14 protein-coding genes and 1 other annotated feature (1 of these 15 cut by a window edge) are annotated in these 13,739 nt (G+C 53.1%); of the genes, 4 read left to right on the plus strand and 10 right to left on the minus strand.

All coding sequences use genetic code 11. The features are described 5' to 3' along the window. Positions 1–6: 6 nt before the first annotated feature. The 6 genes from acnA to topA all read right to left on the minus strand — a co-directional run bounded on the left by acnA (position 7) and on the right by topA (position 7,635). Positions 7–2,682, minus strand: a complete 2,676-nt coding sequence (acnA, locus tag J4614_RS03720; RefSeq protein ID WP_000099466.1) for an aconitate hydratase AcnA — start codon at positions 2,680–2,682, stop codon at positions 7–9. Positions 2,683–2,864: 182 nt separating this feature from the next. After that, positions 2,865–2,957: a small membrane protein YmiC gene (ymiC, locus tag J4614_RS21985; protein WP_223148964.1), complete on the minus strand. Its 93-nt coding sequence runs from the start codon at positions 2,955–2,957 to the stop codon at positions 2,865–2,867. Between the two features lie 109 nt (positions 2,958–3,066). Then, entirely contained in the window at positions 3,067–3,237 is a 171-nt protein-coding gene (locus J4614_RS03725; protein WP_000029025.1) for a hypothetical protein, read from the minus strand. Then, a complete protein-coding gene (locus tag J4614_RS03730; RefSeq protein WP_213083417.1) occupies positions 3,238–3,378 on the minus strand; it encodes a YmiA family putative membrane protein in 141 nt (46 codons plus the stop codon). A gap of 280 nt (positions 3,379–3,658) precedes the next feature. After that, positions 3,659–4,633: an HTH-type transcriptional regulator CysB gene (cysB, locus tag J4614_RS03735; protein WP_000776232.1), complete on the minus strand. Its 975-nt coding sequence runs from the start codon at positions 4,631–4,633 to the stop codon at positions 3,659–3,661. Between the two features lie 404 nt (positions 4,634–5,037). Continuing rightward, positions 5,038–7,635: a type I DNA topoisomerase gene (gene topA / locus J4614_RS03740; RefSeq protein ID WP_000513597.1), complete on the minus strand. Its 2,598-nt coding sequence runs from the start codon at positions 7,633–7,635 to the stop codon at positions 5,038–5,040. Positions 7,636–8,037: 402 nt separating this feature from the next. Here topA and J4614_RS03745 point away from each other — a divergent pair, with 402 nt between their 5' ends. Next, complete coding sequence (locus J4614_RS03745; protein WP_000548616.1) at positions 8,038–8,289, plus strand: YciN family protein; 252 nt, start codon at positions 8,038–8,040, stop codon at positions 8,287–8,289. Between the two features lie 41 nt (positions 8,290–8,330). Here the strand turns inward: J4614_RS03745 and sohB are convergent, their stop codons facing one another. Then, positions 8,331–9,377: a protease SohB gene (gene sohB, locus J4614_RS03750; RefSeq protein ID WP_000422082.1), complete on the minus strand. Its 1,047-nt coding sequence runs from the start codon at positions 9,375–9,377 to the stop codon at positions 8,331–8,333. A gap of 237 nt (positions 9,378–9,614) precedes the next feature. Here sohB and J4614_RS03755 point away from each other — a divergent pair, with 237 nt between their 5' ends. Both J4614_RS03755 and cobO read left to right on the plus strand, forming a co-directional pair. Further along, positions 9,615–10,376 carry a YciK family oxidoreductase gene (locus J4614_RS03755; RefSeq protein ID WP_000559310.1) on the plus strand — a complete coding sequence of 254 codons (762 nt, stop codon included), beginning with the start codon at positions 9,615–9,617 and terminating at the stop codon, positions 10,374–10,376. Next, a complete protein-coding gene (gene cobO, locus J4614_RS03760) occupies positions 10,373–10,963 on the plus strand; it encodes a cob(I)yrinic acid a,c-diamide adenosyltransferase (RefSeq protein ID WP_001278862.1) in 591 nt (196 codons plus the stop codon). The genes J4614_RS03755 and cobO overlap by 4 nt, the downstream gene beginning before the upstream one ends. Positions 10,964–11,049: 86 nt before the next feature. Here cobO and rluB read toward each other — a convergent pair whose 3' ends face one another. From rluB to rnm, 3 genes are all read right to left on the minus strand, one after another. Further along, positions 11,050–11,925, minus strand: coding sequence for a 23S rRNA pseudouridine(2605) synthase RluB (gene rluB / locus J4614_RS03765; protein WP_001291233.1), 876 nt, complete (start codon positions 11,923–11,925; stop codon positions 11,050–11,052). A 100-nt stretch (positions 11,926–12,025) separates the two neighbouring features. Continuing rightward, positions 12,026–12,646, minus strand: a complete 621-nt coding sequence (locus tag J4614_RS03770) for an L-threonylcarbamoyladenylate synthase (protein ID WP_000077250.1) — start codon at positions 12,644–12,646, stop codon at positions 12,026–12,028. Positions 12,647–12,653: 7 nt separating this feature from the next. Further along, a complete protein-coding gene (rnm, locus tag J4614_RS03775) occupies positions 12,654–13,535 on the minus strand; it encodes an RNase AM (RefSeq protein WP_000500452.1) in 882 nt (293 codons plus the stop codon). 121 nt (positions 13,536–13,656) lie between these two features. Here rnm and trpL point away from each other — a divergent pair, with 121 nt between their 5' ends. Further along, positions 13,657–13,701 (plus strand): trp operon leader peptide, encoded by a 45-nt coding sequence (gene trpL / locus J4614_RS03780; protein WP_010989026.1) that lies wholly within the window; start codon positions 13,657–13,659, stop codon positions 13,699–13,701. Then, positions 13,678–13,739, plus strand: a sequence feature (Trp leader region) (it continues 34 nt past the right edge of the window). It overlaps the preceding gene by 24 nt.

The following is a 13,739-nucleotide window of genomic DNA, read 5'->3' on the forward strand; positions in this document are numbered from 1 at the left end:
ACGGCTTTAGTTCAGCATATTTCTAATGACATAGTGCAATATGCCGTCATTCTGGTAGTAAGTCAGCTCGGTGGCGGTATCAATGCGACAGCGACAAGGTACCGTTTCTTTGCTGCCGTCCGATCTCGTTAACGTCACCGGAATGGTCGCGCCAGGGCGCAGGTTTTGCAGATCCGCGATATCAATCACCTCTTCCCCGGTCAGTCCCAGCGTTTTACGCGTTACGCCCTGTGGAAACTCCAGCGGCAGGATCCCCATCCCAATCAGGTTTGAGCGGTGGATACGTTCGAACGACTCGGCGATCACCACGCGGATACCTAACAGCCGCGGACCTTTTGCCGCCCAGTCACGGCTCGATCCCGACCCATACTCTTTCCCGGCAATCACCGCCAGCGGCGTTTTTTCCTGCTGGTAGAGCATCGCGGCATCATAAATCGACATCGCTTCCGTACCCGGCAAATGCCGCGTCATCCCACCTTCGACGCCGGGCAGCATTTCGTTGCGAATACGAATATTGGCGAACGTACCGCGCATCATCACTTCATGGTTACCGCGCCGTGATCCATAAGAGTTAAAATCCTTCCGCTCAACGCCGTGATTTTGCAGATAGCGTCCGGCGGGACTGTCCGGCTTGATACTGCCGGCCGGGGAAATATGGTCGGTCGTCACCGAATCACCCAGCATCGCCAGGATACGCGCGCCGTGGATATCTTTGACGGGCGCAGGCTGGGCCTGCATTTCATCAAAGAAAGGCGACAGGCGAATATAGGTTGAATCCGACTGCCATCCGTAGGTATCGGACGATTCAACCTGAATCGATTTCCATTCGTCCGTGCCCTCAAACACTTCCGCATACTCTTTACGGAACATATCCGATGATACCAGTTCAACGGCGCGGGCAATTTCCTGCGCTGAAGGCCAGATATCCTTCAGGTATACCGGATCGCCTTTACGATCATACCCCAGCGGGTCTGTCGCGAGGTTAATATTCATGTTTCCGGCCAGCGCATACGCCACCACCAGCGGCGGCGACGCCAGCCAGTTCGTTTTCACCAGCGGATGGATACGCCCTTCAAAATTTCGGTTACCGGAAAGCACGGCCCCTACCGTCAGATCGCCTTTTTTAATCGCGGTCTCAATAGGCTCCGGCAACGGACCGGAGTTCCCGATACAGGTCGTACAGCCATAACCGACCAGGTTAAAACCGAGCTCATCCAGGTAAGGCGTAAGTTTGGCCTGCGCCAGATAGTCAGATACCACTTTTGACCCCGGCGCCAGAGAAGCCTTGACCCAAGGTTGACGCTTCAACCCCAGCGTTACTGCCTTTTTCGCCAGTAATCCCGCAGCCATCAGCACGCTGGGATTCGAGGTATTCGTACAGGAGGTGATGGCGGCAATGACGACAGCGCCATCAGGAAGCTGATATGGCTGTCCGTTCATCGTATAGTCAACCGGCTGGCGATCTCTTTGCGCGGTATTCAGCTCCAGCTCGGCGCTGGCGGCAAAGGCTTTCGGCACATCGCCTAACGCTACGCGATCCTGCGGGCGTTTCGGCCCGGCCAGGCTGGCCTCGACATCGCCCATATCCAGTTCCAGCGTACTGGTAAATACCGGTTCGTCTCCGGGATTACGCCACATTCCCTGCGCCTTCGCGTAGGCTTCAACCAGCTCGACCAGATCGTCGCTACGTCCGCTTAATCGCATATATTCCAGGGTAATGGCGTCAATAGGGAAGAAACCACAGGTTGCGCCATATTCCGGCGACATATTAGCGATGGTCGCGCGATCCGCCAACGGCAGCGAATCCAGACCATCACCATAAAATTCAACAAATTTACCCACGACGCCATGCTTACGCAGCATTTGCGTGACGGTTAGCACCAGGTCAGTGGCAGTGATCCCCTCCCGAAGTTTACCGGTTAACTTAAAGCCGACGACATCCGGGATAAGCATCGACACGGGCTGACCAAGCATCGCCGCTTCCGCTTCAATACCGCCCACGCCCCACCCCAATACGCCCAGACCATTAATCATGGTCGTATGGGAGTCAGTCCCCACCAGCGAGTCCGGGTAAGCAATCCACTCCCCGTCCTGTAATTCGCTCCAGACGGCTTTACCCAGGTATTCCAGGTTAACCTGATGGCAAATGCCGGTTCCGGGTGGCACCACGCTGAAACGACTGAATGCCTGCTTTCCCCATTTCAGGAACATATAACGCTCATGGTTACGTTCCATTTCCAGCCGCACGTTTTCTTCAAACGCATCGTCATCGCCGAAATGATCGACCGTCACAGAGTGGTCAATAACCAGATCAACCGGCGATAACGGGTTCACTTTCGACGTATCGCCGCCGAGGCGTTTAACGGCTTCACGCATCGCCGCCAGGTCGACAACGGCAGGCACGCCGGTAAAGTCCTGCATCAGGACACGGGCGGGCCGCCAGGCAATTTCACGATCGGCATGGGCATTTTTAAGCCAACCGGCCAGCGCCTGAATATCTTCATCAGTCACAGATTCGCCGTCCTGCCAGCGCAACAGGTTTTCCAGTAACACTTTAAGTGATTTGGGCAAACGGGCGATATCGCCCAGGGATTTGGCAGCCAGCGGCAGACTGTAGTAATGATACGTTTTATCTTTGGCCTGCAATGTATCCTTACTGGCTTCTCGTAGGGTTGACGACATAGCTCCTCCTTAAATGACAGGGTTGCGTTACCCTGATTCTCCACAGGGTTGTATTAAAGATAACACAAACAAAATGTAACGTTTTGATAACAACCCAAATTGCTAAAAGAGGAGAAACCTAACAGGCGAGGAGCGAAGATGAAAAAGCCCGATAAATAGCGCATTATCGGGCTTTGACGAGATTAGACGGCAATCCAGATTAACTCGGCCCAGAACAGTAGCGATAATATAAACGCGCCAGTCCATGACCAATACTTTATATTTGACGTTAACATAGGCGACACCAACTGTGTTTAATCAATACTGAGAGGCGCTCAGCACACGGTTGCTGCGGTGTAATAAGACAGCGTTAATAAAACAGTAACGCCAATAAAAAGACGAATATTATTTTTGTGACACCTCGTCAGCAAAAGCATCAATAAATGCCCGCTGCTGCGGTGTGAGCGTCCAGTGTTGCGGAACAGACCGGAAAACGGTCGTATCCGGGGTGTTATCATCGTCACAAGATTGAATCGGGGGCGCGACCACGCGCTCGCGTTCCGACGTAATGCTCACTTAGCCCCACCAATGCCAGATAACAAGCGCTACCACTACCCAGAACAACGCAGAACCCACAAAAACCGCCAGCCATGCTTTACGTTTGAGCTCAGGGTCGCGGCGCGGTTCCTGGTTTTCAGAAGGCATTACTAACCTCATGCTATCGGTATCACTTATCATTTCAGCACCAAACAATCGGTACAATTAATCATCAGATGAGACAAATCCTAAATAAACTTTAGTCAAAAATCCAGTCAATTTACGAATCGTTGCCAGTGAATAAATCAATCTTTTGACTCAAGATAACTATTTGGAAAAAGAAACTGGCGGGACGGGTAATTCAACACTATTTTGCTGATCATTACCCGTAATACTTTGAGGGATATTGCAAAAAGCGGCTTTGTCTGCCATGCCACTACGACACAAACCGACGGTGCTATTACTTTTCAGGCAGCTTTATATCCTGAAACATCGCTTCAATTTCTTCATTAGAACGCAACGCCACCGCCGTATCCACCACATCACGCGTCAGATGCGGCGCAAAACGCTGGATAAAATCGTACATATAGCTGCGTAAAAAAGTACTACGGCGAAAACCAATTTTTGTGGTGCTGTGGCTAAAAATATCGTGCGCGTCAATCCGCACTAAATCAGGATCGGCAAGCGGATCGACCGCCATGCTGGCAATGACGCCAACGCCCAGCCCCAACCTGACATACGTTTTAATCACATCCGCATCGGTTGCTGTAAAGACGATCCGCGGCGTTAACCCTGCGCGATTAAAAGCGGTATCCAGTTCGGAACGCCCGGTAAAGCCGAAGGTATACGTCACCAGCGGATACTTCGCCAGCGCTTCAATCGTTACGGAAGACGTTGCCGCCAATGGATGATCCGGCGTCACCACTATCGAACGGTTCCAGTGATAGCATGGCAACATCACCAGATCGTCATATAAATGCAGCGCTTCCGTGGCAATCGCGAAATCGGCGTTCCCTTTCGATACCGCTTCCGCAATCTGCGTTGGCGACCCCTGGTGCATATGCAGCGAAACGCGCGGATAACGCTCGATGAAGCCTTTAATCACGCCTGGCAATGCGTAACGCGCCTGAGTATGGGTAGTGGCAATATAGAGCGAGCCTTTATCCGGCCAGGTGTGCTCGCCGGCGACCGACTTAATGGCATCGACTTTGGAAAGCACCTCACGCGCAATACGAATAATCTCCTGTCCTGCGGGCGTCACCTGAGTCAGATGCTTACCGCTGCGGGCGAAAATCTGGATGCCAAGCTCATCTTCCAGCATCCTAACCTGCTTGCTGATCCCCGGCTGGGAAGTATACAACCCCTCAGCGGTAGAGGAGACGTTAAGGTTATGATTAACCACTTCAACAATGTAACGAAGCTGCTGCAATTTCATAATACATCATCCAGATTAGCGCCATCAGGCCATCGTTTATCTGCAGACTTAATCGGGCTGCTAATACGATTTAATAATAAAAAAGGTGTTAACTATAACCACTATATCACTTATATCTGAACTGTATAGCCGACGCGATAAAATAATAAGACCGCTCTACCCAAAATAATTCGAGTGCTTAAAGGCGGCAAGAGAGTGAGTCCCCAGGAGCATAAGGTGACTGGGATGAGCGACAAATCTGCCGGGCGCAGATTTGAACGTCGCGTGCGACGGCCCGTCAGGGCGAGGCCCATGGATGGGCCGAGTAAATCCGTAGCCAACACATAAGCCACTTTAAATATGAAGGGTATATAAAAAAGGGCCGCTTACGCGGCCCGCTTGGCTATAGTGACGACAGGCAGGGGTTATTTCTTGCCTTCAACCCACTTGCCGTCGACGAAGAACGCTGACCATCCCGTCGCCTTCCCGTCTTTTTCCGCCGCAACGTACTGCTGTTTTGTTTTGCGGCTAAAGCGAACAACGGTTTTATTACCTTCTGGATCCTGCTGCGGCGCATCCGCCAGATAACGCAGTTTTTCCGGCAGGCGATCGCGGAACCGGTAAAGCTCCTCGACTAATGGCGCGCGCGTTTCGCGTGATTTCGGGAACGTATTGGCCGCCAGGAATATCCCTGCGGCGCCATCGCGCAGCACAAAGTACGCGTCCGATTTTTCACACGGCAGTTCCGGCAATGGAACAGGATCTTCCTTCGGCGGCGCAACTTCGCCGTTACGCAAGATCTTACGGGTATTTTTACATTCGTCGTTAGTACAGGCCATGTACTTACCAAAACGCCCCATTTTCAGGTGCATTTCGGAACCACATTTCTCACACTCAACGATCGGGCCGTCATACCCTTTGATGCGGAACTCGCCTTCTTCAATCTCGTAGCCGTCACAGGTCGGGTTATTACCACACACATGCAATTTACGCTTCGGATCGATCAGATAGCTGTCCATCGCCGTACCGCACTTCTGACAGCGACGTTTGGCGCGCAGGGCGTTGGTTTCGGCGTCGTCGCCTTCCAGCACGTTCAGAACTTCATTTTCCGGCACCAGGTTAATGGTCGTTTTACAACGCTCTTTCGGCGAAAGCGCATAACCTGAACATCCAAGGAAAACCCCCGTACTGGCAGTACGAATTCCCATTTTACGGCCACAGGTTGGACAGTCGATGCTGGTCAGCACCATCTGGTTAGGACGCATCCCCCCTTCTTCCGGATCTTTCTCGGCTTTATCGAGCTGCTGAGTAAAATCGCTGAAGAAGTTATCCAGTACCGCTTTCCACTCGGCCTGGTGATTTGCAACCTGATCCAGACTATCTTCCATCTGCGCGGTAAAATCGTAGTTCATCAATTCGCGGAAGTTTTCTTCCAGCCGATCGGTGACGATTTCACCCATTTTTTCCGCATAGAAACGACGGTTTTCAACGCGAACATAGCCGCGATCCTGAATGGTCGAGATAATCGACGCATAGGTAGACGGACGACCAATACCGCGCTTCTCAAGCTCTTTAACCAGAGAAGCCTCGCTAAAACGGGCTGGCGGTTTAGTAAAGTGCTGAGCAGGCGTCAATTCAAGTAGCGTCAGCGCATCGCCCTTATTCACGGCAGGCAATGTGCGATCTTCATCGCCTTTACGCAGCGCCGGCATCACTTTTGTCCAGCCGTCAAAGCGCAAAATACGCCCACGCGCTTTCAGGCGGAACTCGCCTGCGCCAACGGTAAGCGTAGTAGAGTCATATTGTGCTGGCGTCATCTGACAGGCGACAAACTGACGCCAAATTAGTTGATACAACTTCTGCGCGTCAGCCTCCATGTCTTTCAGCGACTCCGCCATGACAGCAACGTCGGAAGGACGGATCGCTTCGTGCGCTTCCTGAGAGTTTTCTTTGCTGGCGTACTGGTTCGGGTTATCCGGCAGGTATTTCTTGCCGAAATTATCGCCAATATAACCGCGCACCATGTTGACCGCATCCTGACTCAGGTTGGTGGAGTCTGTACGCATATAGGTGATGTAGCCCGCCTCATACAGACGCTGCGCCATCATCATGGTTTTCTTCACGCCAAAGCCCAGCCGGGTGCTGGCCGCCTGCTGTAGCGTGGAGGTGATAAACGGCGCGCCTGGCTTGCTGCTGGTCGGCTTGTCTTCTCGCTCCAGCACGCTATAGCTGGCTTTTTCCAGCAAGCTGACGGCGGCAAGCGTCTGCTCGCGATTTACCGGCCGGAATGGCTTGTCGTTCTGATGCGTGACCTGTAGCGGTAGCGCCTCGCCAGACGGCGTCGTCGTATTAGCGTCAATTTCCCAGAACTCTTCCGGAACAAACGCTTTAATCTCGCGCTCGCGCTCAACGACCAGACGGACCGCGACAGACTGAACGCGACCTGCCGACAAACCACGGGCGATCTTTTTCCACAGCAGCGGCGAGACCATATAGCCTACCACGCGGTCCATAAAGCGGCGCGCTTGCTGGGCGTTGACCCTGTTAATGTTCAGCTCGCCCGGCTGTTCAAACGCCTGGCGAATGGCATTTTTGGTTATTTCGTTAAAGACTACGCGACTGTAGCGCGCGTCATCGCCGCCGATCACTTCCCGCAGGTGCCATGCAATGGCTTCCCCTTCGCGGTCAAGGTCGGTTGCGAGATAGATGTGGTCGGCTTTTTCCGCCAACTGTTTCAGTTCAGAGACGACCTTCTCTTTACCGGGCAGCACTTCATAGTGCGCATCCCAGTTGTGCCACGGATCAACCCCCATACGGTTGACGAGAGCGCCACGTTCATCCTTTTTGGGCTTTTTAGCCGTTTTGGTGGAGGTAGAGTCGGCGCTCTTTTTAGCTGCTGAGCCACTGGTCGGCAAATCACGGATATGACCCACGCTGGATTTCACCACGTAGTCATTACCCAGATACTTGTTGATCGTTTTGGCTTTTGCCGGGGACTCAACGATGACAAGAGCTTTACCCATATTCACCTTTACCTAAGTTGATTCTTCCAGGAATGCGTCGCACGTTGATTCACCTTCCACTGGCGACGAGACAACGATATATGGTCTCTGCGTCTGCGGATATCAACCCCTTGTACTGGCTTTGTGTACGAAATGTAACCCTCAGGTGACTGAGTTAACAGGCTTTTTTGCACACACGCGCTATAGCACGACGGAATTTTGGTCGAATGTCAAGCAATTCTGTTGCCAGATTGACGAAAGCGTCACACTGTACCTGATAAAATTCGATACGCAACTTTATTAGCATGCAAAAACAAATCTTGCCAGTGAACGCAACATGACAAATCCATCAATTTCCTGTGAGAATATTTGCCCATCAGAAGTGCTCAGCGTAGACTAATCTCCTTGTTTAAGGAGTAAAAAATGCATAAAGAGACGCAACCTATCGATCGCGAAACACTGTTGCTTGAAGCCAACAAAATTATTCGGGAACATGAAGACACGATGGCAGGTATTGTCGCCACCGGCGTAACGCAGAGAAATGGCGTGCTGGTTTTCAGCGGCGATTACTTTTTAGACGAGCAAGGGTTACCGACCCCTAAAAGCACCGCGGTGTTTAACATGTTTAAACACCTGGCGCATGTGCTGTCTGAGAAGTATCACCTGGTTGATTAATCCATGCCGGATGGCACTGAATGCCATCCGGCAATAGCGGTTTACATCAACGGCTTTTGTCCACGCTGCCACCAGCGCAGCAGCAGCCGATCCGCGCTTTCCGCCGCGCTGCCGGTAACACGATCGATCAGTTTTTTACGCTGCATATAGCGCACATTCAGTACCTCGCGCCCTTCCATCAGGCCGAGAATAACCTCATCGCTGGTGTTAATCTCATCAACCAGCCCCTTCTCCAGCGCCTGCTGACCGTACCAGTGTTCGCCCGTGGCGACCTGTTCAATGTCCAGAGCCGGACGCATCCGTTGCACAAACTCTTTGAACAGATGGTGCGTTTCGTTGAGATCTTCACGAAACTTCTGCCGCCCTTCTTCCGTATTCTCGCCTAACAATGTCAGGGTACGTTTGTACTGCCCTGCGGTATGCAGTTCAATATCAATGTCTTTACTTTTGAGAAAGCGGTTAAAGTTCGGAATTTGCGCGACAACACCAATTGACCCCACAATAGCGAACGGCGCCGCAATAATTTTTTCCGCCACGCAGGCCATCATGTAGCCTCCGCTTGCCGCGACTTTATCCACCGTCACGGTCAGCGGAATATTTTTATCGCGCAGGCGCTGCAATTGCGATGCCGCCAGGCCATAGCCATGCACAACGCCGCCGGGGCTTTCCAGACGCACAACCGCCCGATCGCCGGGTTTCGCCACTGCCAGCACCGCCGTGACCTCTTCGCGTAACGCATTAACTTCGTGAGCGTCCATACTGCCTTTGAAATCTATCACCCATACGCGCGGTTTGTCCGATGTCGCAATGTCCCCCAGCTTCGCTTTCGCTTTGGCGGCTTTCGCCTCCTGCTTATGCTTTTTTTTCTGCGCTTTATGCCACAGTTTTTGCTGATGGCCATCCATCAACGCCGCAGCAAGGTCATCCTTCATCTCCTGATACTGCTCGCTCAAATTGGTCACGCGCAGCTCGCCGCGCTGACGTTTGCGTTGCGTAGCATTCACGATCAGCAACACAATGACGGCAATGGCCACCACAACGGTGACGATTTTTGCCAAAAATAAGCCATATTCAGACAACAATTCCACGACTCCCACCTTGATTAAATAACGCGACTTGCGCTCAGTGTACAACAGGCATCGAAGCCAGTCTCTCTTCATCCGTATGCCTGTTGAGGAAGAAAAAGTATGACAAGACGTTCATTTTACGGCGTTATCGCCCCTGTCTGATTGAAAAAAAAGGCGCTTTCAGGCATAAACCCGAAAAGTTAACGCGAAGATAAGACAACCTGGCAGGACGGTGTACCACGCCGTTGAGGAGTAGCCATGCATTACCAACCGAAACAAGATCTATTGCAAAACCGCATTATTCTGGTCACTGGCGCCAGCGATGGCATTGGGCGGGAAGCCGCGCTCACGTATGCGCGTTACGGCGCAACGGTGATTCTGCTGGGACGTAACGAAGAGAAACTGCGTCGGGTCGCGCAGCACATTGCTGACGAGCAACATGTTCAACCACAGTGGTTTACGCTCGATCTGCTGACCTGCACCGCTGAAGAGTGCCGGCAAGTGGCCGACCGCATCGCCGCGCACTATCCCCGCCTGGATGGCGTCCTGCACAATGCCGGGCTACTGGGGGAAATCGGTCCAATGAGCGAACAAGATCCGCAGATCTGGCAGGATGTCATGCAGGTAAACGTTAACGCCACCTTTATGCTCACCCAGGCGCTGTTACCGTTATTGCTGAAGTCCGATGCCGGCTCGCTGGTCTTTACGTCATCAAGCGTTGGCCGTCAGGGACGCGCCAACTGGGGCGCCTATGCCACCTCGAAGTTTGCTACTGAAGGAATGATGCAGGTGCTGGCGGACGAATACCAGAACCGTTCTCTGCGTGTTAACTGCATTAACCCGGGCGGCACGCGCACCAGTATGCGCGCCAGCGCCTTTCCGACGGAAGATCCACAGAAATTAAAAACGCCTGCCGATATTATGCCGCTTTACCTGTGGCTTATGGGCGACGACAGTCGCCGTAAAACCGGTATGACCTTTGACGCCCAACCGGGCCGTAAACCAGGAATCGCCCAATGAGTGATGAACGTTATCAGCAGCGCCAGCAGAAGGTAAAAGATCGGGTTGACGCCCGTGTCGCCCAGGCACAGGAAGAGCGCGGTATTATTATCGTGTTTACTGGCAATGGTAAGGGCAAAACCACGGCGGCTTTCGGGACTGCCGCCCGCGCCGTAGGACACGGTAAAAACGTAGGTGTGGTGCAATTTATTAAGGGCACCTGGCCCAACGGCGAGCGTAATCTGCTGGAACCGCATGGCGTCGAATTTCAGGTGATGGCAACGGGATTTACCTGGGAGACGCAAAATCGCGAGGCAGACACTGCAGCATGTATGGCCGTTTGGCAGCATGGTAAACGGATGCTGGCCGATCCGCGGCTTGATATGGTGGTACTGGATGAGCTGACCTATATGGTGGCGTATGACTATTTGCCGCTGGAAGAGGTCATAAGCGCGCTAAACGCGCGCCCTGGTCACCAGACGGTGATTATTACAGGTCGCGGCTGTCACCGGGATATTCTTGATCTTGCGGATACCGTCAGCGAACTGCGTCCGGTTAAACATGCTTTCGACGCGGGCGTAAAAGCCCAGATGGGAATTGATTATTAACCGTAGGCCGGATTAAGGCGTTTGCGCCGCCATCCGGCACAAACCCTCTTGTCTGATGATTCTCAGCCTATAGACCGCGGTAGAGATTACCCGTTGTTATTACGCCCACCGGAGCGGCGTCCGCCAGCTATCTGGCTGTGGCGTTTTACCGCCCGACGGATCTGGTTCGCTTTCATACGACGACGGTCTTTTTCGACGGCAACCTTCGACGAGGTTTCCGGCGGGAGCTCTACCAGACCACGCAGATAGTTCGTTTGCGCGAGGTCGAGCTCAGTCCAGCCGCCGCGCGGCAGGCCTTTCGGCAGCGGGATATCGCCGTAACGAACGCGGATCAAACGGCTGACCTGAACGCCTACCGCTTCCCACAGTCGGCGAACTTCGCGGTTGCGTCCTTCCGTCAGCGTCACGTTATACCACTGGTTAATGCCTTCGCCGCCGCTGAATTTAATGGTCTTAAATGCCGCCGGACCATCTTCCAACTGTACGCCACGGCTTAAATCACGCAGTTTCGATTCATCCACCTGACCGAACACGCGCACGGCATATTCACGTTCAACTTCACGACTAGGGTGCATCAGGCGGTTCGCCAGTTCACCGTCGGTGGTAAATAACAATAGCCCGCAGGTGTTGACATCCAGACGTCCTACCGCAATCCACCGCGCGCCGCGCAGTTTCGGTAAGCGATCAAAAACGGTTGGCCGCCCTTCAGGGTCATTGCGGGTACACAGTTCACCTTCTGGTTTGTAATAGGCCAGAACGCGGCAAATTTGTTCCGCCGACTCTTTCACCGAAATCAGGTGACCGTCGATACGGATTTTCAAACCGGGAGTGACTTCAACACGATCGCCAAGCGTGGCGATTTTACCGTCAACGCTGACACGTCCCGCTTCAATAATGGATTCGATTTCACGGCGAGAGCCGTGGCCAGCGCGCGCCAGCACTTTTTGTAACTTTTCGCTCATAGAGCTTCCTTCAGGTGTCGCCTTCACAGGCGTCGAACAGGAGAATGAACGGCGCGTTGCCGCGCCATTTTAAGGCCGCGTAGTATACAGACTTACGCCCTTATAAGAAAGGTGTAACGTCGCCGACGCCTTCGCGCAGCACCACCGGGGAGTCATTGGTCAAATCGATTACCGTGGTAGGCTGTTGACCGAGGTAACCGCCGTGGATGATCAGATCCACCTGCTTCTCCAGCCGATCTTTAATCTCCTCCGGGTCCGACTCGGTAAAATCGCTGCCAGGCAGCATCAACGACGTCGAGAGCATTGGTTCGCCCAGCGTATCCAACAACGCCAGCGCAATCGGGTTTGACGGTACGCGCAGGCCGATAGTTTTACGCTTTTCCTGCAACAGACGGCGCGGCACCTCTTTTGTCCCCTTCAGGATAAAGGTGTAGTTACCCGGCGTATTGTTTTTCATCAGACGAAACGCCACGTTGTCGACGTAGGAGTAGGTCGACAACTCGGACAAATCGCGGCACATCAGCGTGAAGTTGTGGCCGTCCGGCAGATGACGAATGCGGCAAATGCGCTCCATTGCGCCTTTGTCTTCAATTTTACAACCCAGGGCATAGCCGGAATCGGTTGGATAAACAATAACACCGCCTTTACGCACAATGTCGACGGCCTGATTAATCAGCCGTTGCTGTGGGTTATCCGGATGGATATAAAAAAACTGGCTCATACTTCCCTCACTGTGATATTTGCGGCTGTTCCCATGTCTGCCATACGCCTTCAACGCCAGCGGGCAGCCAGAGTTTACGCCCCAACTCAATCCACGGGCAGGGCTGATGGAAATCAGATCCAAGCGATGCCCATAAATGATGCTGACGCGCAAGCGTCGCCAGTTGGGTGCGTTCATTGGGCGATTGTTGGCACTGCGCCACTTCCATCGCGTCGCCGTGATGGTCGGCAAAATGCGCCACTAATCTTTTCAGCCACTTAGCGCTAAGGTCGTAGCGTCCCGGATGGGCCAACACCGCCTTACCGCCAGAATGATGAATGACATCAATAGCTTGTTCTATTGTACACCACTGCGGCGGAACGTAACCGGTTTTCCCACGCGCGAGATATTTTTTAAAAACCTCCGCCATGGTCGCGGCTTTGCCGCACTCCACCAGAAAGCGGGCGAAGTGGCCGCGCGTCACCGCGCCGCCATTGGCCAGTCTCAATGCCCCTTCCCACGCGCCGGGAATATGGGCTTTTTCCAGACGCTCCGCAATGAGCCGACCGCGTGCCTGACGCCGCTGTGTCTGCTGCGCCAGAAAATCGCGCATTGCCGGGTGCGCAATATCAATATTCAGACCCACAATGTGAATCTCATGATTCTCCCAGACCGTTGAAATCTCCACGCCGGGAATAAGATTCAGGGCCAGCCCGGAACGTGAAATTTCTTCTCTTGCCGCAGGAATCGCGGCTGTGGTGTCATGATCGGTAATCGCCAGCGTGCCGACTCGCATCTCTACCGCACGGTGTACTAATGTTTCTGGCGTCAACAGTCCATCGGACGCCGTGGTATGACTGTGCAGATCGTAAATCACTGCGTAATTCGTGTCGCTCAAGGCGGCTCCCATAGAGATAAAGGTATGTCATGTACATCATAACGGTTCCGGCAAATATACTGAAATAGGTGTTGACATTATTCCATCGAACTAGTTAACTAGTACGAAAGTTCACATGAAGAGGGTATCTAAAATGGCAGCGACATTTGCATTACACGGTTGGTGGCGCACTTCCTGATAGCGGGCGGTGTATGAACAGCTGTAATCAGCCAAACG

Origin of the sequence: Salmonella sp. 32031103-2018-00083-FB-01-SM-01 (assembly GCF_017571995.1) — a bacterium.
Taxonomy (GTDB): domain Bacteria; phylum Pseudomonadota; class Gammaproteobacteria; order Enterobacterales; family Enterobacteriaceae; genus Salmonella; species Salmonella enterica.

What these genes read in the sequence shown, in the direction of transcription:
- cysB (WP_000776232.1), bottom strand. Translation starts at nt 4,633, where the DNA reads ATGAAATTGCAGCAGCTTCGTTACATTGTTGAAGTGGTTAATCATAAC.
- cobO (WP_001278862.1), top strand. Translation starts at nt 10,373, where the DNA reads ATGAGTGATGAACGTTATCAGCAGCGCCAGCAGAAGGTAAAAGATCGG.
- rluB (WP_001291233.1), bottom strand. Translation starts at nt 11,925, where the DNA reads ATGAGCGAAAAGTTACAAAAAGTGCTGGCGCGCGCTGGCCACGGCTCT.
- J4614_RS03770 (WP_000077250.1), bottom strand. Translation starts at nt 12,646, where the DNA reads ATGAGCCAGTTTTTTTATATCCATCCGGATAACCCACAGCAACGGCTG.
- topA (WP_000513597.1), bottom strand. Translation starts at nt 7,635, where the DNA reads ATGGGTAAAGCTCTTGTCATCGTTGAGTCCCCGGCAAAAGCCAAAACG.
- J4614_RS03745 (WP_000548616.1), top strand. Translation starts at nt 8,038, where the DNA reads ATGCATAAAGAGACGCAACCTATCGATCGCGAAACACTGTTGCTTGAA.
- rnm (WP_000500452.1), bottom strand. Translation starts at nt 13,535, where the DNA reads ATGGGAGCCGCCTTGAGCGACACGAATTACGCAGTGATTTACGATCTG.
- J4614_RS03755 (WP_000559310.1), top strand. Translation starts at nt 9,615, where the DNA reads ATGCATTACCAACCGAAACAAGATCTATTGCAAAACCGCATTATTCTG.
- ymiC (WP_223148964.1), bottom strand. Translation starts at nt 2,957, where the DNA reads ATGTTAACGTCAAATATAAAGTATTGGTCATGGACTGGCGCGTTTATA.
- J4614_RS03730 (WP_213083417.1), bottom strand. Translation starts at nt 3,378, where the DNA reads ATGAGGTTAGTAATGCCTTCTGAAAACCAGGAACCGCGCCGCGACCCT.
- acnA (WP_000099466.1), bottom strand. Translation starts at nt 2,682, where the DNA reads ATGTCGTCAACCCTACGAGAAGCCAGTAAGGATACATTGCAGGCCAAA.